Genomic DNA, 25,281 nt, shown 5'->3' with positions numbered 1-25,281 from the left:
TGCTTATGTTTTTCTGATTGACAAAGATAATAAATTATAGTTCAGACTGAACGTTTCTTCCAATTTTTGCACCTGTGACAGGGGAACATCTACTTTCAGCGAGCACTGCAGATTGAACTGCTGGGAAACCGGTGCCAGATTGAAACTTTTGAGAATCTTCATGACCTCGTTCATATCTGTATAGTCAAAATCTATCTGCATTTCCTGACAGGCGGTTTTTTCAACAATCAGAGCTGTTTGAATAGCTTCCGCACTTGAGGTTTTATACGCCCTTATCAGCCCCGGTATTCCCAGCTTTATGCCTCCGAAGTAACGGACCACAACTATCAGTATGTCGCTCAGACCGGCGGAAAGAATCTGGTTGAGGATAGGCTTTCCGGCGGATGAGGAAGGCTCACCGTCATCATTGGCGCGCCACATTTCGCCTGTATGCCCTATCCTGTAGGCATAGCAGTGGTGTCTTGCATCAAAATATTCTGTTTTAAGGCTTTGGACATGCTCCATGGCCTGCTCTACCGAACTCACGGGAAATGCAAAAGCAAGGAATTTGCTTCCATTATCTTTATACAGGCCTCTGGATGGAGAAGCTATGCTTTTGTATTTGTCGGTTATTTCCATATAATAGATTGCAAACTTAATTTTTGTAATAGTAAAATCAAAAGTTTTTGTGTAAGTTTGCTTGACAAAATATGCTGAACTATGGTACTTGTTTATAAGGGTTCTATTGTGGGGAGTAAAACTTTTTTGCGCCGGTATGAGCTGACCGAAGATATTTCCCTGTATGATTTGAATATTTTTCTGCAGAATGACATGGGCTTCTCTCCTGACCAGATGGTCATGTTCCGCGGATATGATGCCAAGGGGCGTGTGAAGAGCGAATACTGTCTTTTCGATCTTGGAGACGGGGCAATGGACGCCGTTTCCATTGCCGATACGCTGGAAAAGGAGGAACAGACCATAGAATGGGTATATAACCTGAAGAACAACAGGGGAATAATGCTGAGTTTCGAAGGTGAAACGGAAGCTCGTATGCGCGTCTCATATCCGAGGCTCATAGAGGAAAAAGGGCAGAATCCTCAGCAGTTCTCAAAAACTTATTCCGATGAAATTGATGAGTTCCTTGATGATGTTTCCGCATCAGATGAATTATACGAAGAAGAGGAACTGCCGGAAGGTGTAGAGGAAGCCTGATGGGCTGCGGCAAACTCACCATACTCCTCGGCCCTACGGCTGTTGGCAAGACGGACCTGGCAATTGAAATGGCCCGCAGTGCTTCTTCACCGGTAATATCCTGTGATTCAAGACAGATTTTCAAGGAGATGAAGATAGGTACTGCGCCTCCTTCCAGCGAGCAGCTTGCTGCCGTGAAGCATTACTTCATATTTTCACATTCCGTTGCGGATTACTACACAGCCGGCAAATATGAAATCGAAGCCCTTGCACTTCTCGAAGAACTTTTCAAAACTCATAGTCATCTGATAATGTCAGGCGGTAGCGGCCTGTACATCGATGCCCTTTGCAACGGTCTTGATGATTTCCCTCCCGCAGATCAGGAACTGAGGGGAAGGCTCATGCACAGGCTGGAAAGCGAAGGCCTGCAGCCGCTTGTTGATGAACTGTCGCAAGTGGATGAAGAATCATGTGAATTTATAGATCTTTCAAACCCTCAGAGGGTTGTGAGAGCTCTTGAGGTTACTTTGCAGACAGGAAAGCCTTATTCGCAGTGGCGCAGCAACAGGAAAAAGCAGAGGCCGTTTGAAATAGAGAAGATCGGGCTGTCAAGACCGCGCGAACTTCTGTATGAGAGGATAGACAGAAGGGTGGACATGATGGTTCAGGCAGGCCTGGAGGAAGAAGTACGTTCCTTGGAGAAATGGCGCTCCATGCCTGCGCTCAGAACGGTAGGTTACAGGGAGTTCTTCGATTACTTCGATGGGAAGCATGACCTTGACACTGCAATAGCCCTGATAAAGCGCAATACCAGACATTACGCCAAAAGACAGATTACCTGGTGGGCCAGGGACAGGGAAATCAACTGGATTAATCTATGAAAGTCAGGCAAGCGGATCAGTTCCCCAGTTCGGAAAGGAACTTGATTCTGATAAGGCGGACCTCCTCCTCGGTATAGTCCGGGCCAAGAGCTTTCATTGCATCGGTCACGGAATCCGTAAGGGCTTCCTCCTTGAAATAATCGTATATGTCCGCTATCTTGTCCTCGTCCACAACCTGCCTTATGTAATAATCGATGTTCACTTTCGTGCCAGAGTTCACGATTGATTCAATCTCGCTGTAAAGGGTGTCCATCTCCATGTCCTTTATCCTGGCAATGTCCTCCAGAGGAATGCGGCGGTCTATGTTCTGGATTATGAACACCTTGTTCATTGCCTTGCTGGCAACTGTCTTCACAACGAACTCCGTGGGACGTTCTATTTCATTCTCATCAACGTATTTGGCTATCAGCTGCAGGAACTCCCTTCCGAATTTCCTTGCCTTTCCTTCTCCCACACCCTGACAGGTCTTGAGTTCTTCTATGGTGATAGGGTACATTGTGGCCATGTCCATAAGTGATGGATCCGAGAATATGACGAAAGGAGGGAGCTTGAGCCTCTTTGCCATAGAAAGCCTTATGTCCTTGAGCATTCCAAGCAGCACTTCGTCGGAAGCGCCGGCTGTATGCTTTATTCCGCTACCAGCGATAGCCTCGTCGTCCTCATCGCTCTCATTGTATTCAGAGTCTTCCGTAAGCATTATCTGGTAAGGATACTTGAGATATTCCTCTCCTTTAGGGGTCACGTGGATGAGACCGTAGGTTTCAATCTCCTTGTGCAGGAACTGCAGAAGCACGCCCTGTCTGATTACAGCCAGCCAGAAACGTTCGTTCTTCCCCGGAATGAGACCGAAGAACTCGTTCTTGTGGTGGTTATAGGATTTGATCAGTGAGTTGGAAACGCCACCAAGTATATTTGCAAGGTGCTCAGACTTGAAGTGCTCCTTCATTGACTGAACAAGTTCAATCACGTAGCAGAGATATTTGGATCCCTCGAACTGCTTCTTAGGGTGCAGACAGTTGTCGCAGCAGCCGCAGTTTTGAATATTATAGTCCTCTCCGAAATAGTTGAGAAGTATTTTCCTGCGGCAACGGTTGGATTCGGCGTATGAAACGGTGTCATACAACAGCTGTCGGCCTATTTCCTGTTCCGCCACAGGCTTGCCCTGCATAAACTTCTCAAGCTTCTGAATGTCCTTGTAACTGTAGAATGCAATGCACTGGCCCTCGCCACCGTCTCTTCCGGCGCGTCCTGTTTCCTGATAGTATCCTTCAAGACTCTTGGGAATATTGTAATGTATGACAAAGCGTACATCCGGCTTGTCTATGCCCATTCCGAAAGCGATTGTTGCAACAATCACGTCAATCTGCTCCATAAGGAACATGTCCTGGTTTCTGGATCTTGTGGCGGCGTCAAGCCCTGCGTGATATGGAAGGGCCTTTATACCATTGACATTCAGGAACTCAGCCAATTCTTCAACCTTCTTGCGGCTAAGGCAATAAATTATTCCTGATTTCCCCTCATTGTTCCTTATGAATTTGATGATTTCCTTTTCTGTGTTGACTTTAGGACGTATCTCATAATACAGATTCTCGCGGTTGAAGGATGCCTTGAATATTCTGGCATCCTGCATTCCGAGATTTTTCTGTATGTCCTGCTGGACTTTTGGAGTGGCGGTTGCCGTAAGCGCAATGACAGGAGCTTTTCCTATCTGCTTGATAATAGGCTGGATCCTCCTGTATTCCGGACGGAAATCGTGCCCCCATTCAGAAATGCAATGAGCCTCGTCAACTGCATAGAATGAAATTCTTATCTGCTGGAGCAGAAGGACATTCTCTTCTTTTGTAAGGGATTCGGGAGCTACGTAAAGCAGCTTGGTGACTCCGCTGAGCAGGTCCTGATGAACTTCCTGCAACTGGGCTTTTGACAGCGATGAATTAAGGAAGTGCGCTATGCCCTCCTTCTCTGACACAAAACCTCTTATGGCATCAACCTGATTCTTCATCAAGGCAATCAGAGGAGATATGACAATGGCAGTCCCCTCCATTACAAGAGCTGGAAGCTGGTAGCACAAGGACTTGCCGCCTCCGGTTGGCATGAGCACGAAAGTGTTGTTGCCTTCAATGAGATTGCGGATTATATCCTCCTGGCCCTTCTTGAAAGATGAAAAGCCGAAGAATTCCTTGAGCTTGTTATGTAATTCCTCAGATGATATGTGCATTTTGTGTAAGGTAATATTGATACTGCCACCGAAAATGGTTACCTTCGCAGCACTAAATTACTTGTTTATTCAGTCAAAACAAAATTTTTTATGGAAAATTCAATAGAGTCATTGAAAGAGCTGGCAACCAGTGTAATAGACAAAGAGGAGAAGGCGGTGGCCAGATTGAAGGACTTTGTAGATGATCATTTCATTGAAATACTGCAACTTATATTCAATTCAAAGGGCAGGCTCATAATTGCGGGCATAGGAAAAAGCGCAATAATCGGCAACAAGATAGTGGCAACGCTCAATTCCACCGGTACTCCCGCCATATTCCTGCATGCCGCCGATGCAATTCACGGAGACCTGGGCATAGTTCAGCCGGACGACATTGTGATGTGCATATCAAAAAGCGGCAACACGCCTGAAATCAAGGTGCTTGCACCTCTTATCAAGAGGATGGGCAACAAGCTCATTGCAATGGTCTCCAATGTTGATTCATATCTTGCACAGCATTCCGATTACATTCTGCCTACAACCGTTGACAGGGAGGCATGCCCTAACAATCTGGCACCTACTTCCAGCACCACAACCCAGCTTGTAATGGGTGACGCTCTGGCCGTATGCCTTCTCAAGATGCGCGGGTTCACGCAGGAGGATTTCGCAAGATACCATCCCGGCGGATCGCTAGGGAAGAAACTGTATCTTACCGTTGAGGATGTAATGGACAAGAGCCTCCGCCCTTGGGTGAGACCGGATGAATCCATTCAGAACACCATAATAAACATTTCGCAGAACAGACTTGGCGCAACCGTTGTTCTTGATGATGACAGGCTTCTTGGAATCATAACCGATGGCGACGTGAGAAGAATGATAGAGAGAGGCGTTCCTATGGACATGCTCAAGGCTTCTGACATAATGTCCGTTTCTCCAAAGATAATCGAGGCTTCCGCACTTGCCGTGAAGGCCTTCAATCTTATGGACAAGTTCCAGATAACTTCCGTGGTGGTAACTGATAACGGCCAGTATGCAGGCCTGATTCATGTTCACGATGTAATGAGGGAAGGGATTGTATAAAAGCGGAAAATTCTTATCTTTGCAAGATTGTAATCAAATTGATTTTTTCTATGCCAACCACAAGGTTTGAGATAACAAGAAGGCAGATTCGCAGCAGTTTCAGCCATTTTGTTCATAATGAAGCGATAGGCGGAATAATACTTCTTTTCTGTGCCGTAGTAGCTCTTGTCTGCGCTAACACGGATGCGCTCAATGGATTTACAAGATTCTGGCTGGAAACCAACGCTTCCATACATCTGGGGAGTTTCTCGCTTGACATGTCCTTGGAGAAATGGGTCAACGACGGTCTTATGGCTGTGTTTTTCTTTGTGGTGGGTCTGGAAATCAAGAGGGAGATGATGGTAGGCGAACTCAAGAGTTTCAAGCATTCCGCACTTCCCATTCTGGCTGCATTGGGCGGAATGGTATTCCCCGCTCTGATATACACAATTTTCAATTACGGAACACCTACCTCCAACGGATGGGGCATCCCTATGGCAACCGACATAGCATTTGCAATAGGCATTCTTTCCCTCCTCGGGAACCGTGTTCCTCTTGGCCTCAAGGTCTTCCTTACAGCATTGGCGATAGTTGATGACCTTGGCTCCATAGTGGTTCTGGCAATATTCTATCCAAGCCACGCCTTGCATTTTGACATGCTTGGATACGCATTGCTGGTAGTAATATTGCTTCTCATTTTCAACAAGATGAAAGTGAACAGGATATTGTTCTATGTGATACCCGGCGTAGCCCTCTGGTACTTTGTGCTTCAATCGGGCGTTCATGCAACCATCGCAGGTGTATTGCTGGCTCTTACAATTCCTTCTAGCACCAAAATCAATGAGGTGCAGTTCATGGTAAGCATCAAGCATCTGCTGGATAAGTTCAAGCTCAACAGCCAGAGAGGAATAGATGTTCTTGCAAATCCGCACCAGCAGGAAGTCATCCATAACATGAGTACGGAAATCAGGTACGTGGAACCGCTTATGCATACATTCGAAGCTGCTCTGCACCCTTGGGTCACATTCTTCATAATGCCTGTATTTGCTCTTGTGAATTCCGGAGTGGCGCTGAATTTCTCTGCGGTTGATTCGATACCGCCTGTTGCAGTCGGTATTTTCTTCGGCCTGTTCATTGGCAAGCCGGTTGGAATTTTCATTTTCAGCCTGCTGGCATGCCTGCTCAGGATTGCGGAACTGCCGGCGGGGTCGAACTGGAAGCAATTGTGGGCTATTGGAATGATTGGAGGAATAGGCTTCACAATGTCAATATTCATAGACTCGCTTGCATTCACTGACCAGAGTGCAATAGATATGGGTAAAATAGCTATCATCCTGACTTCCGTTGTAGTGTCCGTTGTGGGTTTGGTGGTGGTCAGCCTTACATGTAGAAAAAGAATAAGTAATAAATAATAAATGATTGAAAAAATGAAAAACGTTAAAGTATTGGCGCTCGCATTGGGTTGCGCTCTTCTTCTTGCTTCCTGCTCAAGCAAAAATTCATGTGAACTGCTTCCTGGTATCAATCAGGGTCAGTGTGACACAGCAAGTTATTCCGTAGGTGTATCATTGGCATCAATGATCAAACAGTCAGGCATAGAGTGCATCAATTATGATATGATGCTCAAGGGTATGAAGGATTTTTTCGCTCTTGATCCTGCAGATACAACATCCAAGCTCAAACTTGATGATGCGGTCATAGGTCAGGCTATCCAGAACTATATGATGGCCAGCCAGTCTGCCAAGGAGCAGCTTGAGACCACCAAGGAGAAAGCATTCTTTGAGAAACTCAAGAAAGAGAACCCTGATATTCAGGAGACAGAATCAGGCCTTTGCTATCAGATCATTGAAGCAGGTAATTCAGAAATGATTCCTGCCGATGCTGATACAGTTAACGTTCTGTATACAGGTACACTTCCTGACGGATCGGTATTCGATTCAACGGAGAAGAACAACAACGGTGAGGCTGTTGAGTTCACACTTCAGAGAGTGATTCCTGGTTGGAGAGAAGGTATGGAGCTTATAGGTGAAGGCGGCAAGATCAAACTCTGGGTTCCTTTCAAACTCGGTTACGGTCCAAGGGCCATGAGCGCAGAACTTCCTGCTTACTCAACACTTATTTTTGATGTTGAACTTGTAAAAGTTAAAAGGGTTGCTGAAACAAAAGACGTTAAGTAATCCTGATACGAAATAACACACAGAAAATTGCTGACATCGGCAGCAGCGCCTCAAAAATGGCGTTGCTGCTTGTTTGGTAGATTTGAATATGAAGTCTTTCCTCCGACTCCTTGCATACGCAAAGCCATACAGACGCTTCTGGCCGAATTATCTGGTGCTTTCCATTTTTTCGGTAATTTTCGGCGTTGTAAACTATGCTTTGTTCGGTCCGTTGCTCAGAGTGCTGTTTGATCCTGAAAAGATAGATACCGTAGCATCAAAGCCTGAATTCGAACTCAATCCCGATTATTTCGAGAAGGTTTTCGGGTATTACCTTTCCAACATGATGGCTGATGACGGTCCTCTGTTCGCACTGGCTTTTGTGGGTCTTTTCATTATTCTCACGAGTTTCCTTTCAAACCTTACAAGATATCTTTCACAGAAAATTCTTGTTGACATGAGGACCTACATTATGCGGAACATAAGGAGAGCTCTTTTTCAGAAGGTTTCATCACTGCATGTAGGCTATTTCAACGAACACAAGAAAGGAGACATTCTTTCATCTATTTCGAATGATGTCACGGAGGTCCAGAACGGCGTGGCGGACAGTTTCCACGTCATATTCAGGGAGCCGTTGCTGATTATCGGCTTCCTCGTAGGACTTTTTGTGATGAGTCCGGAACTTACGCTGGTAACACTTGTAACGCTGCCGTTCTCAGCCATTGTCATTGGAAGAATCAGCAAATATCTGAAGCGGAAGGCTGTTGAAACCCAGACTTTGATGGGACAGATAGTCAGCTGCTTTGAGGAAGGGATTTCGGGAATAAGGATAATCAAGGCCTTCAATGCACAGAAATTCGTTGACGGTCGCTTTGATGACTTGAATGAGGCGCACAGAAGGAGCTGCCGCAAGATGTTCAGCAGACAGGAGCTGGCCTCCCCTCTTTCAGAATTCCTTGGTATTACCATTGCCGCTCTTGTCCTGCTATATGGAGGATGGCTCCATTTCAACGGCAAGCTCGGGATGGACGGCCCTGCTTTCGTGGTTTATCTCGCCTTTTACTGGAGGGTGCTTGAACCGGCCAAGCAGATATCCAAGGCATACGCAAGCATTCAGAGGGGACTCGTTTCAGGCGGAAGACTGTTTGCAATACTGGATGCCGAAAATCCTATCAAGGAATCGGAAACTGCCCGGGAGAAAGCGAGCTTTGACACCGCCATTGAATTCCGCAACGTTAATTTTGCGTATGGAGCGGAGCCTGTACTTCATGATATCAACATAAAAATACCAAAAGGCAGGACAGTTGCCATAGTTGGTCCTTCCGGAGGCGGTAAGTCCACAATGGCTGATCTGCTGCCAAGATTCTACGATATCAGCGATGGTGGAATATTCCTGGACGGGACCAATATCAAGGATTACAGGATAGGTGACCTTGTAGGACTTATGGGAATAGTCACCCAGGAGGCCATTCTGTTCAACGATACCATCTTCAACAACATTTCATTCGGTATGGAGAATGTGAGTGAAGAGGATGTAATCCGGGCTGCAAAGATTGCCAATGCGCATGACTTTATTTCCGAAATGCCTGAAGGATACAACACCAATATAGGAGACAGGGGAGCAAAACTTTCAGGCGGTCAGCGTCAACGTCTGGCAATTGCAAGAGCTGTCTTGAAGAATCCGCCTGTCCTGATTCTGGATGAGGCAACGTCCGCACTGGATACGGAGAGCGAGCGTCTGGTTCAGGACGCCCTTACGAATCTGATGAAAAACAGAACGTCAATAGTGATAGCGCACAGACTCTCCACCATTCAGAACGCAGATGAGATAGTGGTGCTTGAAAAAGGAACGATACTGGAACGAGGGACGCATCACGAACTGCTTTCAAAAGGCGGCCTTTATTCACACCTCTGCAAGCTGCAGGACTTTAGTTAAAAAAGAAATAACCGGCGTATGAGCGAATATATATCATTTGTCAAACAAATAGAGGACAGCGTCAGGAACAACTGGTACAATAATGCACTTTCCGATTACAAGGGAATGTCATTGAAGTACAGCGATGTGGCCAGACGTATTGCCAAACTGCACATTCTTTTTGAAGTGTGCGGAGTCAGAAGAGGAGACAAGATTGCAATCTGCGGCAAGAATCAGGCGAACTGGGGCGTGGCTTTCCTTGCTGCAATGACATACGGAGCAGTGCCTGTCCCTATTCTTCATGAATTCACAGCGGCCAGTGTGCACCACATTGTCAATCATTCCGAAAGCCGGATACTCTTTGCCGGTGATATTGTCTGGCGGGGTTTGAACAAGGAGGAGATGCCGGCTGTTGAAGCATTCATAGGCGTGTCCGATTTCAGACTTCTGGCTGCAAGGAACGAAGATGTAGTCAATTGCCGCGAGCATTTGAACGAAATCTTCGGCAAGAGGTATCCTAAGGATTTCACGGCGGATGATCTCCATTACTGCACGGAGAGTGATGGCGAACAGCTGGCCGTCATAAACTATACATCCGGAACATCCGGATTCTCAAAAGGAGTAATGCTGCCTTTCAGGGCCTTGAACGGCAACCTGAACTTTGCCAAACGTGTTCATCCCGGTGTTAATTCGGAGACTAATGTGGTTTCAATGCTTCCTCTGGCGCATATGTATGGAATGATGTTCGAATTCCTGTATGAAATCTGCAAGGGAGTGCATGTCCATTTCCTTACAAGACTGCCGAGCCCTAAGATGATTATGGAGGCTTTTGACGCCATCAAACCTGACATTATCATTGCGGTGCCAATGATAATAGAGAAGATTTACAAGTCAAAACTGCTTCCATTGCTCACAAAGCCCGGAATGAAACTGCTTCTTTCCATTCCTGTGATAGATGTAATGGTGGAAACCAGGATCAAGGAGGAACTGGAGACGTATTTCGGTCGCAAGTTCAAGGAGGTGATTATTGGCGGTGCTGCATTCAATAAGGAGGCCGATGAATTCTTCCATAGGATAAAATTCAGATATACAATAGGATATGGAATGACCGAATGCGCTCCGATTGTCACATACGCTGCATGGGACAAATCAAAGCCGGGCTCCTGTGGAAAAGTGGTTGATGAACTTGAAGCAAGGATAGATTCCAGTGATCCTATGAACGTGCCTGGAGAGATACAGCTCAAAGGTCAGAATGTAATGCTCGGCTATTACAAGAATGAAGAACTGTCGGCGGAGGCATTCACTTCCGACGGCTGGCTCAGGACAGGAGACATGGGCGTCATTGACAGCGATGGCTATATATTCATAAAAGGCAGATGCAAGAGCATGCTCCTCGGACCTAGCGGTCAGAACATTTATCCGGAGGAAATCGAGAGCGCTCTGAACAGCATGCCAAGCATTGCTGAATCCCTGGTAATTGAAGAGAATGGCAAGCTTACCGCCTTGATTTTCCCTAATGCAGAGCAGTTCGAAGGCATTGATGTAAAGGTTGATGAATGCATGAAGACAGTAGTTGACCAGGTGAATGCGTCATTACCGAACTATTCAAGAATAGAAAATTACAGAATCATGGACAAGGAGTTCGAGAAGACTCCTAAGAGAAGTATAAAACGTTTCCTGTACCAGAAGTAGAGATTTTGAGCTATGGACTCCAAGCAGAAGCAATTCGATGTAAGCTATCTGAAGATGGCTGCAATATGGGGCGAGAATTCATATTGCAAAAGGCGCAAGGTGGGTGCCCTTATGGTAAAGGACAGAATGATCATCTCCGACGGTTATAACGGAACTCCCTGCGGATTCGAGAATGTGTGTGAAGATGAGAATGGAGTAACTTATCCGTACGTGCTTCATGCCGAGGCGAATGCTATAACCAAAGTTGCAAAGAGCGGTAACAGCAGCGATGGCGCAACCATCTATGTAACCGATGCACCTTGTGTGGAGTGCTCAAAGCTGATAATACAGGCTGGAATAAGAAGAGTTGTTTATTCAAGGGCATACAGGCTGACCGATGGAATTGAACTGCTGCAGAGAGCCGGTATAGAAGTCTGCCGTATCAATCCCGAGGAAGAGGAACAGCTTTAGGATTTGACTATGGAAAGAGAGAAGTTGAAAAGATATCTGAAATTGCTGCCAACGGTGGTGGTGCTGATTCTTTGCATCATGGTGTTTGCAAGAATACTGGCGCCTAAGCGGAACACTCTGAAGATTACGGAGGCCAGATGGAGCAAATTGCTTCTGGTCCTTGATCAGATAGAGCGCAACTATGTTGATACTGTAAATACTGCGGAACTGATTGAGAAACTTCTGCCAGGCGTGATGGAGAATCTGGATCCGCACTCGCTTTATCTTCCACCTGTTGAGCTGGAGGAGGCGAATGAATCGCTGGAGGGGAACTTCTCGGGAATAGGAATCCAGTTCAATGTTCCTTCGGACACGGCGGTCATCATAGGAGTCATCAAGGGAGGTCCTTCAGAGAAAGCGGGTATTCTCACCGGCGACAGGATTGTCACGGTTGAAGGTGATACCATCGCAGGTGTAAACTTTCCGCAGGATTCAATTGTAAGAAGGCTCAAGGGGCCGCGCGGTACTTCAGTAAGGATTCAGGTGAAGAGAACCGGGGAGCCAAAACTTCTGGATTTCACCATTGTCAGGGATATCATCCCGGTAAAAAGTGTTGACATAGCCTATATGATAGGCGAATCAACAGGCTATATCAAGGTTGAGAAATTCACAAAGACCACATATCTGGAATTCATGAAAGCAGCAGTCCAGCTCAAATCCAAGGGAATGAAGTCACTTGTCATTGATTTGAGGGAGAATTCCGGAGGTTATTTCGACCAGGCTCTGCTTATGGCAAATGAATTCCTTGGGAACGGCAAACTGATAGTGTATCTGGAAGGCGCTCACAGGAAACGTCGGGATTTCTATGCTGACGGCAGCGGTACAATGCTTGATATACCTCTTACGGTGCTCATAAATGAGAATTCCGCTTCCTCAAGCGAAATTTTTGCAGGAGCCGTTCAGGATAATGACAGAGGCCTTATTGTGGGAAGACGTTCATACGGCAAGGGTCTCGTTCAGGAACCTTTGTTCTTCTCCGACAATTCGGGAATCAGGCTTACCGTTGCCAGATATTTCACTCCAACAGGCCGTTCAATCCAGAAACCTTACAGCGAGGATTACAGGTTGGATATTTACAAACGTTACCAAAGCGGTGAGATGATGGATGCAGACAGTATCAAGGTCAATGATTCGCTGAAATTCGTTACGCCGGGCGGTAAGATAGTTTATGGAGGCGGTGGTATAATACCCGACAAGTTTGTTCCTGTTGACACCACAGGAGTTACTGACTTCCTTATAAAAGTCAACAGAAAGAGCCTTGTTGTAAAGTGCAGTGCATTCATTTCGGACAAATACAGGAAGCAGCTTGCAGCAATTGACACTCTGCCCGAGCTGGACAGACTTTTCAGGACCATTGACTTCAAGCAGGAGTTCCTGGATTATTCCGGTGAAAACGGCGTAAGTCCGAGGACTGGTGAATGGAAGGCTTCAGGCAGGATAATAGAGGAACAGCTCAAGGGACTTGTAGGGAGGTACACCAAGCTGGGGGATGACGCATTCTATCCATATATATTGACTTTGGACAATACCATTGACACATTGAAAGCAAGAAAAATCATAAAATAGAGATTCGTGATATGAATAATAATATGAAAGTTGGAATGGCATCGGATCATGCCGGTTTCGAACTTAAAGCAGCGCTGAAGGAATATCTGTCTGCAAAGGGATATGAAGTGCTTGATTATGGAACGGATTCAGGCGAAAGCGTGGACTATCCTGATTTCGCGCACCCTCTTGCAAATTCAGTGGAGCAAGGGACCGTAAGCTTTGGAATAGCCATCTGCGGAACCGGAAACGGCATCTGCATGACAGCCAACAAGCATCAGGGCGTAAGAGGAGCTCTCTGCTGGATTCCTGAAATCGCAGCTCTTGCAAAACAGCACAACAATGCCAATGTGCTTGCCATGCCTGCCCGATTCATTTCCGTGGAACAGGCCAAGGAAATACTCGATGCTTATATGAACGCCTCTTTCGAGGGTGGCAGACATCAGAGAAGAATTGACAAGATAGCGGTGAAATAAGTATGACAGAGCCTTTCATTCTTGACTCTTTATTCAAGGGAAAACTTGACAGCAGCATGGATTCATATCCGGGCGGCATAGTCATTCCTTTCAACAAGGAGCTCGGATGGACCAGTGCCGATGCTGTAAGAAAGGTGAAGTTCATGCTTCAACGCAAGTTTCACAACAAATCGTTGAAAGTGGGCCATGCCGGAACACTTGATCCGCTTGCGCAGGGGGTGCTTCTGATATGTGTGGGCAAAGCTACCAAACTTGCGGAGGACCTGCAGGCTGCTCCTAAAGAATACATAGCTCAGGTTACGGTGGGTGCAACAACTCCATCTTTCGATCGTGAGAAGGAAATAGACGCAACTTACCCTTATGAGCATATAGACAGGCCTATGGTTGAGAAGGCACTTGCGGAAATGACCGGTGAGATTGACCAGGTGCCACCCGTATTTTCAGCAAAGATGGTGGACGGTCACAGGGCATATACTCTTGCAAGGCAGGGGGAGGATGACACCATAATGAAGCCCAACAGGATAACGGTCTATGAAAATGAACTTCTTTCCTTCGAGCTTCCTGAAATGCTTGTGAGAATACGATGCAGCAAGGGTACGTACATAAGGGCTTTCGCCAGGGATCTGGGAAGGGCACTGAACAGCGGCGCATACCTTTCGGGTCTGATGAGAACCATGTCCGGGGATTTCAACATAGGCAAATGCCTTGGCATGGAACAACTGGAACAAATAATAAAAGATATATAGTATAAAAGATATGAAACTTTCTCAATTCAACTTCCCTCTTGCCCAGGAGCAGATAGCAAAATATCCGGCAAGATACAGAGATGAATCCAAACTTCTTGTTCTGCACAAGGACACCGGTGAAATAGAACATAAACTGTTCAAGGATATCATTGATTATATGTCGGCTGGCGATACTTTCGTTTTCAATGATACCAAGGTCTTTCCTGCAAGACTCAAGGGCAACAAGGAAAAGACAGGCGCCGAGATTGAGGTCTTTCTTCTGCGCGAGCTCAACAGCGACCTCAGACTCTGGGATGTGCTTGTGGATCCTGCAAGAAAGATAAGGATAGGCAACAAGCTCTATTTCGGAGAGGATGACTCACTGGTGGCGGAAGTCATTGACAATACAACATCAAGAGGACGGACATTGCGCTTCCTGTATGACGGACCATACGACGAGTTCCGTAAGACTCTGTTCAGCGTTGGCAAGATTCCTATTCCTAAATGGATAAGGGAGGAACCGGAAGAAATGGATGAAGACCGTTTCCATACCATCTATGCAAGGAATGAAGGTGCGGTTGTAACTCCTGCCGCCGGTTTGCATTTCAGCAGGGAACTGTTCAAGAGGATGGAGCTCAGGAACGTTAACAAGGAATTCATAACCCTGCATATGGGTCTGGGGCATTACAGGACAGTTGACGTTGAGGATCTGTCGAAACATAAAATGGATTCAGAGCAGATGGTCATTACAGAGGAGGCAGCTGATGCAATCAATGCCACCAAGGCGGCGGGACATAAGATATTTGCTGTTGGAATTACCGTGATCAGAGCTTTGGAGACTCCAATTACAACCAATGCTCAGGTGAAACCTTACGAGGACTGGACAAACAAGTTCATTTTCCCTCCGTACGATTTTCAGATAGCGGATGCTCTCATTACCAATTTCCAGCTTCCTTTGTCTACAATGCTTATGACAGTTGCGGCATTCGGAGGTTTTGATAAAGTGATGAATGCATACAAGGTTGCTTTGGAGAATGACTATAAATTCGGAACATACGGAGATGCAATGCTCATCATATAAACGTTTATAAACGTATATAAACGTATAATCACATTAATGAACAGGCCCGGATGCTTATCTTGGGCTTGTTTTTTTGTGCTTGTATGGAAAATCTGAATGTTTATCTGAATGTTCTGAACAGGGCGCTGGTGAATTCTCCGGTACTGTTCAGGAAACTGCTTGAAACCGCCTTATCGCAAACCGGACCTGAAATCTTTCTTGAGTCATTCCTGAAAGCATGTTCTTCAGGGAGGGGTAGTGCATATTGCGGGAAGTACGGACTGGCAATATCCAGCCATGCCATGAGCCTGCTTTCTGATTCGGGTTCGATTGAAAGTTCCAGACAAGAACTTGAATGGATGGAACGCAGGAATGTAAGGATGCTGAATCTTGCAGACAGTGATTATCCGCAATTGTTGCTTGAATGCAACGATGCTCCTCCGGTACTTTATTGCATTGGCGAAATTTCCTGGAACAGCAGCAGGTGCTGCGCATTCGTGGGCACCAGGCTGCCAAGTGCGTATGGTATGGAAACAACATCGGAACTTGTAAAGGCTGTCTGCGGATATGGGGTTACGGTTGTCAGCGGCCTTGCCTACGGAATAGACATTGCCGCACACAAAGCGGCTCTTGAATGCGGTGGCAGAACTGTGGCGGTGCTGCCAAATGGAATAGACAGCATTTATCCGAGTTGCCACAGAGACTATGCTGCGCAAATTGTCAGGCAAGGAGCGGTTGTCACCGAATTTCCCCCGGGCACCAAGGCTCTGAAGATGAATTTCATCAAACGGAACAGAATCATTGCCGGAATGTCGGACTGGCTTGTGCTTCCTGAAAGCAGAATACATGGTGGCGCAATGACAAGCGCACAGTTCGCCTGCTCTTATAACCGTGAGGTCTTTGCAATTCCTGGACGTCTGACTGACCCAAATTCAAGCGGGTGCAACTATCTGTTGTCAAAGAAGATGGCCGATACCATCTACAGGCCCGACCAGCTTTGCGAATCAATGGGACTGGGAACTCTGGAATTCGGTCACAGAACCAACGAGAAAGAACTTTTTTTCAACGACGATGATAAAAAAAGGAAAATAATGTTAACTTTAAAAGATATTTCAGGCAGAAATGCCGATGAAATATGCCAGCTTACAGGTATTCCTTTTTCAGAAGTCTCACTCATCCTTCTGGAATTGGAACTGAGCGGAGCTGTGAGGAACAGAGGCTCGGACATATATTCTTTGGCTTGATGGAATTTATTGATACACATTCGCATATTTACGATACCGCATTCGACGGGGACAGGCAGGATGTACTGGCACGCTGCAAGGCTGCCGGGCTCAGGTCGCTGGTTCTTCCGGCAATAGACATATCCAGTTATGATGCCCAGATGGCAGCGTTGTCTTCAATGGAAGGATATGCTTTCGGGGCGATGGGCCTTCATCCAACCTCGGTGGGCGCCAACTGGAGGGAGGAGCTGGATTTCGCTGTTGGTAAGATAGAGGAGGGTTCCTGGTGTGCAGTGGGGGAGATAGGGCTTGACACATACTGGAGCTCCGAATTCATTGACGAGCAGACGGAGGCGCTCAAAGTGCAGCTGAATCTGGCGCTCAGACAGAATCTTCCTGTAATACTTCATGTCCGTAATGCAATGGACAGAACTCTTGAAATCATCCGCGGAATCAAGGGGCTAAGGGGGGTGTTCCATGCTTTCTCCGGCAGTCTTGAATCTTACAGGGAGATCTGCAGGATCGGGGATTTCAAGCTGGGGATAGGCGGTGTGCTTACATACAGGAATGCAGGAGTGGTTTCCGTGCTTGAGCAGGTACCTCTGCGGGACATAGTTCTGGAAACGGATTGTCCTTATCTGTCGCCGGTGCCATACAGGGGCAAGAGGAATGAAAGCTCCTATATACCGGTGATAGCCTCGAAAGTGCAGTCCATCAAGGGTTGCTGCATTGAGGAGGTGGCGGAAATCACTACGGAGAACGCAAGAAAACTTTTTGGAATCTGATACAGGATATGGAAGAAAGGAAATCGATACTCATCATTTACACAGGCGGAACGATAGGAATGAAGATTGATTCCGCAAGCGGAGCGCTGGTTCCGTTCAATTTCAACCAGATATCGAGCGAGGTGCCGGAACTGGGCAAGTTCGGGTACAGGATAGACACAATTTCATACAGCCCTCTCATTGATTCGTCGGACGTACAGCCTTCATTCTGGCAGAAGCTTGCGGCCACAATCGAGGAGAACTATGAGAAATACAACGGTTTTGTGATTCTGCACGGCACGGATACAATGTCCTTCTCCGCTTCGGCGCTGAGCTTCATGCTCGATGACCTTGAAAAGCCTGTGGTCTTCACGGGAAGCCAGCTCCCTATAGGCATGTTACGTACCGATGGCAAGGAAAATCTGATATCCTCAGTTGAGATAGCGGCCGGCACCGATGAGAACGGGCATGCCATTGTCCCCGAGGTGTGCATCTATTTCGACAGCATGCTTTACCGCGGTAACAGGACCACCAAGTACAATGCTGAATATTTCAGGGCGTTCCGTTCGCCGAATTATCCTGTGCTGGCTCACGTTGGCATACACATCAAGTACGAAACCGGGAATATCCGCTATCCTGTGCAATGGGGGAGGAAGCTCAAGGTCAACAGCAGGCTATCCGGCAATGTTGCCGTTCTCAAGCTGTTCCCGGGTATTTCTGAAGCTGCGGTTGACGCCGTTATCGGTACAGCAGGCGCCAGGGCCCTGGTGCTTGAAACGTTCGGAAGCGGGAATGCGCCTACCAGCGGATGGTTCATAGACCGCATAAAGCAAGCCGTGTCCGGAGGGATGCTGGTGGTGAACATAACACAGTGCCTGGAGGGGAAGGTGGATATGGGAACCTATGCAACCGGGGTGGCGCTCAGGGATGCGGGCGTTGTTGGAGGAGCGGACATGACCTTTGAGGCCACAATTGCAAAATTATTCTTTTTATTGGGGCAAGAGTCTGATATGTTGGAAATTAGACGCTTGATGGCAACAAATATGAGGGGCGAAGTGTGAAATTTTGTGAATAATCAAAAAAAATTGTGTAAATTGCGAAGTATTTTGTGAAAGACTGGAAAAAGATTAATACTAATAAATACATTGTTTAATTTAATTACTAAAAACCTATGAAAAAATTTTTCATGTTTCTGGCAGTATTCGGCCTCGTAGCCTTTGCTGCTGATTCAGCTCTCGCTCAGGAAGCCAATGAACTCTCTGTAGCTACAGACATTCCTGTTTACCAGCAGATTAAGATTAAATTCATCGAGGGTGGTGCAGGCTTCATGGCTACAGTATTGTTGTGCCTTATCTTCGGTCTTGCTATTGTAATTGAGAGAATCATTTACCTGAACATGGCTACAACAAACACAACCAAACTCCTCAACAAGATAGAGGGCGCTCTCAACGAGGGTGGTATCGAGGCTGCAAAGGACGTTTGCCGTAACACACGCGGTCCGGTTGCTTCTATTTTCTATCAGGGTCTTCTCCGCGCCGTTGAGGGTGTTGGGATGGTTGGGAAATCAGTTGTTTCTTACGGTGGTGTTCAGATGAGCCAGCTCGAGAGCGGTCTTTCATGGATTACTTTGTTCATTGCTATTGCTCCTTCACTCGGATTCTTGGGAACAATTATCGGTATGATCGCTGCATTCGACGCTATTGCAATTGCAGGTGATATCTCTCCAAACATTGTTGCAGGTGGTATGAAAGTTGCTTTGATTACAACCGTTGGTGGTTTGATCGTTGCTATCATCCTTCAGTTGTTCTACAACTACCTCGTATCAAAGATTGACAGCCTCGTTCTTGCAATGGAGGATTCTTCAATCGCACTCGTTGATATGATTGCTGCATATAACAAAAAATAATTGAAAGACAGTTATGAAGAAATTACCAAAATATTTACTTTACATACTCTTTGTAGTTTCTATCATTGTCCTCGTTGTTTTCCTCGTAGGACTTGGTAGCAATGAAGAGGGTGTTGTAGCGCTGATGCTCAACTGGTCATACGTTCTGCTGGCCATTGCCATCATAGCTACTTTTGTACTTCCTGTAATGTTTCCTACAGGAAAAGGTGCAAAGGGCGCTTTGGTAAAAGTTGGCATTCTCGTTGTTCTGTGTGTGATATGCTACCTGTGCGGCAGCGGTGATCCGCTTCCTGAGACAGCATCAAAGACACAGGCTTCAGCTTCAACATTGAAATGGACAGATGCAGGTCTTATCCTTTCAGGTATTCTTACACTTGCAGCTTTCCTTTTGATTTGCTTCGGTTCATTTATTAACTCATTAAGGAAATAATTATGGCAAGACCAACACCGGAATTGAATGCTAGTTCAATGGCGGATATCTCTTTCCTCATGCTGATTTTCTGGTTGACAACAACAACCATGAACTCAGACAAGGGTCTCCAGCGCCGTCTGCCTCCTATTCCTCCTGAGGATCAGAAGACAGAGGATATAAAGGTTAAGGAGAGAAATGTCATTCAGGTCAAGATCAACCAGAATGACAGGATCATTGCCGGTGGTCAGATTATCGAGATAGATCAGCTCAAGGACATTGTTGCTGACTTCATTGCTAATCCAACCAACAGCGATACCAAGCCTGAGAAGGAGATGAAGAACATTGAAGGTTTTGGTGAGTGCCAGGTTTCCAAGGGTGTTGTTTCATTGCAGAATACACGTGGTACAAGCTACAACTCATATCTGATGGTTCAGAATGAGCTTGCAAAGGCTTTCAACCAGTTACGTGATGATTTTGCAAAGGCAAACTTCGGAAAGGTTTACGCTTCCTTGGATGAGGATCACCAGAAAATTGTTAGAGACGCTGTTCCTTTGAGCATTTCAGAGGCAGAGCCTAAGGACATTACAAAGAAGAAATAAGGAGGATTGAGAAATGGCAAAATTCGCAAGAACAGGTAGCAAAGAGGCTCCTAAACTTAACACATCATCTCTTCCTGATATCGTCTTCATGATTTTGTTCTTCTTCATGGTTACAACCCAGTTGAGAGACCAGGAGGCTTTGGTAACAGTAAACTTGCCACATGCAAGTGAAATAGCAAAACTTGAACGTAAGGATTTGGCTTCTTACATCAACATAGGTACACCTGTCAAGAGCAAACAGGCGGAGTTCGGTACCGATGCTCGTATCCAGTTGAATGACTCCTTCAAGAGTGTTCAGGATATCCGTGACTTCGTGGCTGCTGAGCGTGATGCTCTTTCAGAGGCTGACAGAAGCTTCATGACAGTTGTCATCAAGGCTGACCAGAACGTACGTATGGGTATTATCACTGATGTAAAGCAGGAATTGAGACGTTGTTCGGCTCTTAAGATCATGTACTCTGCAAAATAGTGCAGCTTAAGACTGATGTTATTAAAAGGAGACGGCTGAAAATGTCAGCCGTCTCCTTTTTTTATTTATCTTTGTGGCACAGGTGTTTTTAATTCTTAATGATGAAAAGAAATATTCAAATTCTTGCGGCTCTGCTGCTTCTCTTTCTTTCATCCTGCGCACATGATCCACAGGACAACAAAGCCAAATATGTTTTCTATTTTATTGGTGATGGGATGGGATTCTCCCATATTGCCTTGACAGAAGCATACATTGCCGAAGCTGTAACTCCGGGCCAGGCCGATGAGCCTTCCAGTTTCCCTTTGTGCTTCACGCAGTTCCCAGTTATGGGCATGGCCACAACATATTCCGCAAGCAACTGGATTACTTGCTCTTCAGCCGCCGGTACAGCTCTTTCAACCGGTTTCAAGACAAACAACCACATGCTCGGTGTTCTTCCTGATTCAACGGAACTCACAAGCATTTCCTATATGATACACAATGCCGGGTACAACGTTGGTATTATGTCAAATGTCCCTGTTGATCATGCAACCCCTGCCTGTTTCTATGCGTCAAATGCATCCAGAAGCGATTACTTCAATGTTGCAAGCCAGATGCCGGCCAGCGGCTTTGAATTCTTTGCAGGTGGCGGACTGTATGGTGTCAAGGGTGCGGATGCCCAGGACAGTACGAAACGCCTTGAACTTGAGAAAATGATTGCCGATGCGGGTTATACAATCGCTTACGGCATGGATGATTATAAATCAAAGAAGGACAATCGTGGAAAGATGGTTCTTGTTCAATCCGGTACTTTGAGAGGGGCAACCCTTCCGTATGCAAGTGACAGGGAACTTACAGACATGAGTCTGACAGATATGGTTGAAACAGCCATTGAAAGGCTTGATGACGGGAAAGGCTTCTTCATTATGGCTGAAGGAGGTATGATTGACTGGGCCGCTCACGACAATGACGTTGCAAACACCATTTACGAAGTCATAGATATGGACCAGGCAATCAGAGTGGCGTACAGTTTCTATCTTGAGCATCCGGATGAAACATTGATAGTGGTTACTGCTGATCATGAGACGGGAGGCGTGTCAATAGGAAGGAATAGCGGCTACTCCATAGACCTTGAAAATGTGCCGGCAATGAAAAGCGATACAACCAAATCCAATCTTACGCTTGACAATTACATGCATGGCCCTGAACAGCTTGATTCAGTTTCAGTCAAGACTAAAATCGGGTGGACCACCTCATCACATTGTGGTGGAGCAGTGCCTGTCTTTGCAATCGGAGCAGGCAGCCTGCAATTCTCGGGAAGGCAGAACAACACTGATATCCCAAGAAAGATATGTAATGCCATGGGAATTGAATTCAACCCGGATATGAAAAAGCATTAGAAAAAATCATTATTTATCAATAGTATGAAAACACGACAGCTCTTTTCCGTTCTGGCCTCAGCATTAATCCTGATGGCGGTATTTGCAAACAGTTACGCACAGGAACTCCCTAAACGCGAGTTCCGAGGAGCCTGGCTGCATATTGTTGGCAACAAGCGAATTGCCACTCAGACCAGTTCCCAGTTGCAGGAGAAATTGATTGCAACCTTTGATTCCCTGAAACTTGCAGGCTGCAACGCAGTCCTCTTTCAGGTGAGACCGGACGCAGATGCCTTCTATGATTCAGAACTGGAGCCGTGGACCAGATATCTCACCGGTGTACAGGGCAGGGCTCCTGAGCCATACTGGGATCCGCTTGCATTCGCTGTTGAGGAGTGCCACAAACGCGGTATGGAACTGCATGCCTGGTGCAATCCTTACAGGGTTACATCGGAGGAAAGCGATACCTTGTGTGCTGATCATCTGTATTACAAACATCCTGAACTTTTTGTGAAGTACGGCAAGCAGTGGTATTTCAATCCGGGCGAGCCTGCGTCAAGAAAATTCGTGACCAAGGTGATGGTTGACATTGTAAAGAGGTATGATGTTGATGCCATTCATTTCGATGATTATTTCTATCCTTATCCCATTGCCGGAGAGGAATTCAATGATGAGGCTTCTTTCAGGAAATATGGCGCAAAGCAAGGCTTTGACAAGGACCACAAGGCCGACTGGAGACGTGACAACGTTACAATTCTGATGCGCGACATCAACATTGCCATTAAAAAGGTTAAACCTTGGATAAGGCTGGGAATCAGTCCTTTCGGTATTCACAGGAACAAGAAGGACACGCCCGACGGCAGCGGAAGCGAAACAAACGGTCTCTCATGCTATGAAGCTTTGTATGCAGATATCCCTCTCTGGGTTGAGAAGGGCTACATAGATTATAACGTGCCGCAGATTTACTGGGAGATAGGTCATCCAAGGGCTGATTACGAGACTCTTATAAAATGGTGGAGCGCAAATACTCACAAAGCTCATTTCTATGTTGGCCAGAATGTGAGCTCGTTGAGCAAGAAAGACCTGAGAGATCCTTCAACCACCCAGCTTAGACGCAAGATGGAACTCGTTAGGACACTTCCGAACGTTCACGGTAACGTATGGTGGCCGGGCTGGTCGGTTGTACGTAATCATGCACATATTGCCGACAGCCTTATTCAGGTTTATCAGAAGTATCCTGCGCTTATTCCTGCATATTCCGATATTGATTCAACAGCTCCTAAGCCTGTTGAGAATCTCAGGAAAGAAGGACATCTGCTCAAGTGGAACCAGAACAGGAAGGATGCTGCAGATCAGATGCAGAAAGCTCATTTCTATGTAATTTACTACTTCCCTGCGGGCGTTGAGGTCAATACCGCCAACAGCGAGTATATAATCAAGATTACACGTGACACACAGTTCAGCATTGCAGAGAACTGCCATCACAAGGACAAGAGCCTGGATCATAAGAAAGGCAGCAGGTATGTGGTGAGCGTAGTTGACAAATGCTGGAACGAGAGCCGTGGCAATGTTGTCTGGGAGGAGACCAAAGGCTACTGTGACTATTACTACCCGCGCCTTGAGGAATTTGCAAGCCAGATTCCGGTAGATTCAAAGGATTATGTCTTCCTTGGCAACAGCCTCACACAGGGCGGCAAGTGGGAGGAGTACTTCCCTGAAGTGCAGGCGGAACTTGAGAGGAAAGGAGGTTCCATCCGCAACAGGGGAATAATCGGGGACACTGCCGATGGCATATATGACAGACTGGAGGAGATTATCAAGGGCAAGCCTGCGAAACTGTTCTTCCTTACAGGCGCCAATGACATAAGCCACAATCTGTGTGCCGATACCATCGTTGGTAGAATAGAGAAAGTGATTGACAGGATTCAGAAGGAATGCCCTAAGACAAAGATATACGTTGAAAGCCTTCTGCCTTTCAATGAAAGTTTCAAGAGATACAAGGCGTTGAACGGCAAGACACACGTTGTGAACGAAACCAACGCGGTTCTTGAGAAGATGTGCGAGCGCAGGGGCGTGCAATACTTATACATTCACGACCTGTTCCTTGAGGATGGCAGCAAGGAGGTCCTCAAGGCAAGCATTTCACCTGACGGACTGCATTTGAAGCCCGAAGGCTATCAAATATGGAAAGAGGGCATAAGGAAGTGGGTTGAGGAATAACATCAGATTTGTATTTTAGTTATTTTTGCGTTTTGAATTTACGTTAAATCATTATGGAAGATATCAAAAGGTTAAGGGTGGTGGAGCTGCTTTCAAAGACTCCCGGATGTGATGTCCTGGCCAAAGGCTGGGTAAGAACCAAAAGAGGGAACAAGAACGTTTCGTTCATAGCATTGAATGATGGCTCTACAATAAACAATATTCAGCTTGTCTGCGATGCGGCCTGTTTCAGTGAAGACCTTCTCAAGGACATTACAACAGGCACATGCCTTGCGGTATGGGGCAGGCTCGTTGAGTCTCAGGGAAAGGGTCAGAGTGTTGAGATCCAGGCTTCAAGAATAGAAATCTACGGTAAGGCGGATGCAACATATCCTCTTCAGAAAAAGGGTCACAGCCTTGAGTTCCTCAGGGAGATAGCTCACTTGCGTCCAAGAACCAATACAATGGGCGCAGTATTGAGAATACGCCACGCAATGGCTTTTGCAATCCACAGTTATTTCAACAGCAAAGGCTTCTTCTATCTTCATACACCTCTTATCACAGCATCGGACTGCGAGGGAGCAGGCGAGATGTTCCAGGTTACTACAATGGATCTTGACAATGTTCCAAAGACCGAGGACGGAAAGATAGACTACAGCAAGGACTTCTTCGGCCGTCAGACATCACTTACGGTAAGCGGACAGCTTGAAGGTGAGCTCGGTGCAATGTCACTCGGCCAGATCTACACATTCGGACCAACCTTCAGGGCGGAGAATTCAAATACTCCAAGGCATCTGGCTGAATTCTGGATGGTAGAACCTGAGGTAGCGTTCAACGACATTACCGACAACATGAATCTTGCCGAGGATTTTATCAAGTATCTTGTGAAATATGCTCTTGACAATTGCATGGATGTTCTGTGGTTCCTCAACGATATGTTTGACAAGGACCTGTTAAGCCGTCTGGAGGGTGTGATCAATACTGAG

General features: G+C 46.4%; 24 protein-coding genes. 22 read left to right on the top strand and 2 right to left on the bottom strand.

Features of this window, described 5'->3' with window-relative positions; translation table 11 throughout:
- Positions 1-3: 3 nt before the first annotated feature.
- On the bottom strand, positions 4-618 hold the full coding sequence (locus AC06L3_RS06600; protein ID WP_475669831.1) for an IMPACT family protein: 615 nt from the start codon (positions 616-618) through the stop codon (positions 4-6).
- 81 nt (positions 619-699) lie between these two features.
- On the opposite strand from AC06L3_RS06600, the gene AC06L3_RS06595 reads away from it, so the two are divergent.
- Entirely contained in the window at positions 700-1,191 is a 492-nt protein-coding gene (locus AC06L3_RS06595) for an IS1096 element passenger TnpR family protein (RefSeq protein WP_475669830.1), read from the top strand.
- Positions 1,191-2,051, top strand: coding sequence for a tRNA (adenosine(37)-N6)-dimethylallyltransferase MiaA (gene miaA / locus AC06L3_RS06590; protein ID WP_475669829.1), 861 nt, complete (start codon positions 1,191-1,193; stop codon positions 2,049-2,051). The genes AC06L3_RS06595 and miaA overlap by 1 nt, the downstream gene beginning before the upstream one ends.
- 16 nt (positions 2,052-2,067) lie before the next feature.
- Here the strand turns inward: miaA and recQ are convergent, their stop codons facing one another.
- Positions 2,068-4,269 carry a DNA helicase RecQ gene (gene recQ / locus AC06L3_RS06585; protein WP_475669828.1) on the bottom strand — a complete coding sequence of 734 codons (2,202 nt, stop codon included), beginning with the start codon at positions 4,267-4,269 and terminating at the stop codon, positions 2,068-2,070.
- A gap of 90 nt (positions 4,270-4,359) precedes the next feature.
- Between recQ and AC06L3_RS06580 the strand changes: the two genes are divergently transcribed.
- The 20 genes from AC06L3_RS06580 to asnS all read left to right on the top strand — a co-directional run.
- Positions 4,360-5,328 (top strand): KpsF/GutQ family sugar-phosphate isomerase, encoded by a 969-nt coding sequence (locus AC06L3_RS06580; RefSeq protein ID WP_475669827.1) that lies wholly within the window; start codon positions 4,360-4,362, stop codon positions 5,326-5,328.
- A 50-nt stretch (positions 5,329-5,378) separates the two neighbouring features.
- Positions 5,379-6,719: a Na+/H+ antiporter NhaA gene (gene nhaA, locus AC06L3_RS06575; protein WP_475669826.1), complete on the top strand. Its 1,341-nt coding sequence runs from the start codon at positions 5,379-5,381 to the stop codon at positions 6,717-6,719.
- Positions 6,720-6,734: 15 nt separating this feature from the next.
- A complete protein-coding gene (locus AC06L3_RS06570; RefSeq protein ID WP_475669825.1) occupies positions 6,735-7,484 on the top strand; it encodes an FKBP-type peptidyl-prolyl cis-trans isomerase in 750 nt (249 codons plus the stop codon).
- Between the two features lie 88 nt (positions 7,485-7,572).
- On the top strand, positions 7,573-9,399 hold the full coding sequence (locus AC06L3_RS06565) for an ABC transporter ATP-binding protein (RefSeq protein ID WP_475669824.1): 1,827 nt from the start codon (positions 7,573-7,575) through the stop codon (positions 9,397-9,399).
- A gap of 18 nt (positions 9,400-9,417) precedes the next feature.
- Positions 9,418-11,070: an AMP-binding protein gene (locus AC06L3_RS06560; RefSeq protein ID WP_475669823.1), complete on the top strand. Its 1,653-nt coding sequence runs from the start codon at positions 9,418-9,420 to the stop codon at positions 11,068-11,070.
- A 12-nt stretch (positions 11,071-11,082) separates the two neighbouring features.
- On the top strand, positions 11,083-11,520 hold the full coding sequence (locus tag AC06L3_RS06555) for a deoxycytidylate deaminase (RefSeq protein ID WP_475669822.1): 438 nt from the start codon (positions 11,083-11,085) through the stop codon (positions 11,518-11,520).
- A gap of 9 nt (positions 11,521-11,529) precedes the next feature.
- On the top strand, positions 11,530-13,125 hold the full coding sequence (locus AC06L3_RS06550; protein ID WP_475669821.1) for a S41 family peptidase: 1,596 nt from the start codon (positions 11,530-11,532) through the stop codon (positions 13,123-13,125).
- 23 nt (positions 13,126-13,148) lie between these two features.
- Positions 13,149-13,580, top strand: a complete 432-nt coding sequence (rpiB, locus tag AC06L3_RS06545; protein ID WP_475669820.1) for a ribose 5-phosphate isomerase B — start codon at positions 13,149-13,151, stop codon at positions 13,578-13,580.
- Between the two features lie 2 nt (positions 13,581-13,582).
- A complete protein-coding gene (gene truB / locus AC06L3_RS06540) occupies positions 13,583-14,326 on the top strand; it encodes a tRNA pseudouridine(55) synthase TruB (RefSeq protein WP_475669819.1) in 744 nt (247 codons plus the stop codon).
- A gap of 10 nt (positions 14,327-14,336) precedes the next feature.
- On the top strand, positions 14,337-15,386 hold the full coding sequence (queA, locus tag AC06L3_RS06535; RefSeq protein WP_475669818.1) for a tRNA preQ1(34) S-adenosylmethionine ribosyltransferase-isomerase QueA: 1,050 nt from the start codon (positions 14,337-14,339) through the stop codon (positions 15,384-15,386).
- An 83-nt stretch (positions 15,387-15,469) separates the two neighbouring features.
- The gene (gene dprA, locus AC06L3_RS06530; protein WP_475669817.1) at positions 15,470-16,609 is read left to right on the top strand and encodes a DNA-processing protein DprA; all 1,140 of its coding nucleotides are present in this window, start codon (positions 15,470-15,472) and stop codon (positions 16,607-16,609) included.
- Positions 16,609-17,373, top strand: coding sequence for a TatD family hydrolase (locus AC06L3_RS06525; RefSeq protein ID WP_475669816.1), 765 nt, complete (start codon positions 16,609-16,611; stop codon positions 17,371-17,373). Before dprA ends, AC06L3_RS06525 begins: the two co-directional genes overlap by 1 nt.
- A gap of 8 nt (positions 17,374-17,381) precedes the next feature.
- The gene (locus AC06L3_RS06520; protein WP_475669815.1) at positions 17,382-18,413 is read left to right on the top strand and encodes an asparaginase; all 1,032 of its coding nucleotides are present in this window, start codon (positions 17,382-17,384) and stop codon (positions 18,411-18,413) included.
- Between the two features lie 110 nt (positions 18,414-18,523).
- Positions 18,524-19,258 (top strand): MotA/TolQ/ExbB proton channel family protein, encoded by a 735-nt coding sequence (locus AC06L3_RS06515; protein WP_475669814.1) that lies wholly within the window; start codon positions 18,524-18,526, stop codon positions 19,256-19,258.
- A gap of 13 nt (positions 19,259-19,271) precedes the next feature.
- Entirely contained in the window at positions 19,272-19,688 is a 417-nt protein-coding gene (locus AC06L3_RS06510) for a hypothetical protein (protein ID WP_475669813.1), read from the top strand.
- Between the two features lie 2 nt (positions 19,689-19,690).
- Complete coding sequence (locus tag AC06L3_RS06505; RefSeq protein ID WP_475669812.1) at positions 19,691-20,269, top strand: ExbD/TolR family protein; 579 nt, start codon at positions 19,691-19,693, stop codon at positions 20,267-20,269.
- A gap of 13 nt (positions 20,270-20,282) precedes the next feature.
- Positions 20,283-20,738 carry an ExbD/TolR family protein gene (locus AC06L3_RS06500; RefSeq protein ID WP_475669811.1) on the top strand — a complete coding sequence of 152 codons (456 nt, stop codon included), beginning with the start codon at positions 20,283-20,285 and terminating at the stop codon, positions 20,736-20,738.
- Between the two features lie 98 nt (positions 20,739-20,836).
- A complete protein-coding gene (locus tag AC06L3_RS06495) occupies positions 20,837-22,117 on the top strand; it encodes an alkaline phosphatase (RefSeq protein ID WP_475669810.1) in 1,281 nt (426 codons plus the stop codon).
- A gap of 24 nt (positions 22,118-22,141) precedes the next feature.
- A complete protein-coding gene (locus AC06L3_RS06490; RefSeq protein ID WP_475669809.1) occupies positions 22,142-24,316 on the top strand; it encodes a family 10 glycosylhydrolase in 2,175 nt (724 codons plus the stop codon).
- A gap of 53 nt (positions 24,317-24,369) precedes the next feature.
- Positions 24,370-25,281 (top strand): asparagine--tRNA ligase (gene asnS / locus AC06L3_RS06485; protein WP_475669808.1); only part of this gene is annotated, 912 nt, incomplete at its 3' end.

The organism is Candidatus Egerieousia sp. (assembly GCF_056211015.1).
This window is presented reverse-complemented; position numbering and strand designations above follow the sequence as displayed.

Excerpts from the sequence above, each read along its gene's own strand:
- recQ (WP_475669828.1), bottom strand. The coding sequence starts at position 4,269 with ATGCACATATCATCTGAGGAATTACATAACAAGCTCAAGGAATTCTTC.
- AC06L3_RS06570 (WP_475669825.1), top strand. The coding sequence starts at position 6,735 with ATGAAAAACGTTAAAGTATTGGCGCTCGCATTGGGTTGCGCTCTTCTT.
- dprA (WP_475669817.1), top strand. The coding sequence starts at position 15,470 with ATGGAAAATCTGAATGTTTATCTGAATGTTCTGAACAGGGCGCTGGTG.
- AC06L3_RS06505 (WP_475669812.1), top strand. The coding sequence starts at position 19,691 with ATGGCAAGACCAACACCGGAATTGAATGCTAGTTCAATGGCGGATATC.
- AC06L3_RS06515 (WP_475669814.1), top strand. The coding sequence starts at position 18,524 with ATGAAAAAATTTTTCATGTTTCTGGCAGTATTCGGCCTCGTAGCCTTT.
- AC06L3_RS06580 (WP_475669827.1), top strand. The coding sequence starts at position 4,360 with ATGGAAAATTCAATAGAGTCATTGAAAGAGCTGGCAACCAGTGTAATA.
- AC06L3_RS06495 (WP_475669810.1), top strand. The coding sequence starts at position 20,837 with ATGATGAAAAGAAATATTCAAATTCTTGCGGCTCTGCTGCTTCTCTTT.
- nhaA (WP_475669826.1), top strand. The coding sequence starts at position 5,379 with ATGCCAACCACAAGGTTTGAGATAACAAGAAGGCAGATTCGCAGCAGT.
- AC06L3_RS06520 (WP_475669815.1), top strand. The coding sequence starts at position 17,382 with ATGGAAGAAAGGAAATCGATACTCATCATTTACACAGGCGGAACGATA.
- AC06L3_RS06565 (WP_475669824.1), top strand. The coding sequence starts at position 7,573 with ATGAAGTCTTTCCTCCGACTCCTTGCATACGCAAAGCCATACAGACGC.
- AC06L3_RS06555 (WP_475669822.1), top strand. The coding sequence starts at position 11,083 with ATGGACTCCAAGCAGAAGCAATTCGATGTAAGCTATCTGAAGATGGCT.
- AC06L3_RS06550 (WP_475669821.1), top strand. The coding sequence starts at position 11,530 with ATGGAAAGAGAGAAGTTGAAAAGATATCTGAAATTGCTGCCAACGGTG.
- AC06L3_RS06560 (WP_475669823.1), top strand. The coding sequence starts at position 9,418 with ATGAGCGAATATATATCATTTGTCAAACAAATAGAGGACAGCGTCAGG.
- truB (WP_475669819.1), top strand. The coding sequence starts at position 13,583 with ATGACAGAGCCTTTCATTCTTGACTCTTTATTCAAGGGAAAACTTGAC.
- queA (WP_475669818.1), top strand. The coding sequence starts at position 14,337 with ATGAAACTTTCTCAATTCAACTTCCCTCTTGCCCAGGAGCAGATAGCA.
- AC06L3_RS06510 (WP_475669813.1), top strand. The coding sequence starts at position 19,272 with ATGAAGAAATTACCAAAATATTTACTTTACATACTCTTTGTAGTTTCT.
- rpiB (WP_475669820.1), top strand. The coding sequence starts at position 13,149 with ATGAAAGTTGGAATGGCATCGGATCATGCCGGTTTCGAACTTAAAGCA.
- miaA (WP_475669829.1), top strand. The coding sequence starts at position 1,191 with ATGGGCTGCGGCAAACTCACCATACTCCTCGGCCCTACGGCTGTTGGC.
- AC06L3_RS06500 (WP_475669811.1), top strand. The coding sequence starts at position 20,283 with ATGGCAAAATTCGCAAGAACAGGTAGCAAAGAGGCTCCTAAACTTAAC.
- AC06L3_RS06490 (WP_475669809.1), top strand. The coding sequence starts at position 22,142 with ATGAAAACACGACAGCTCTTTTCCGTTCTGGCCTCAGCATTAATCCTG.
- AC06L3_RS06525 (WP_475669816.1), top strand. The coding sequence starts at position 16,609 with ATGGAATTTATTGATACACATTCGCATATTTACGATACCGCATTCGAC.
- AC06L3_RS06595 (WP_475669830.1), top strand. The coding sequence starts at position 700 with ATGGTACTTGTTTATAAGGGTTCTATTGTGGGGAGTAAAACTTTTTTG.
- AC06L3_RS06600 (WP_475669831.1), bottom strand. The coding sequence starts at position 618 with ATGGAAATAACCGACAAATACAAAAGCATAGCTTCTCCATCCAGAGGC.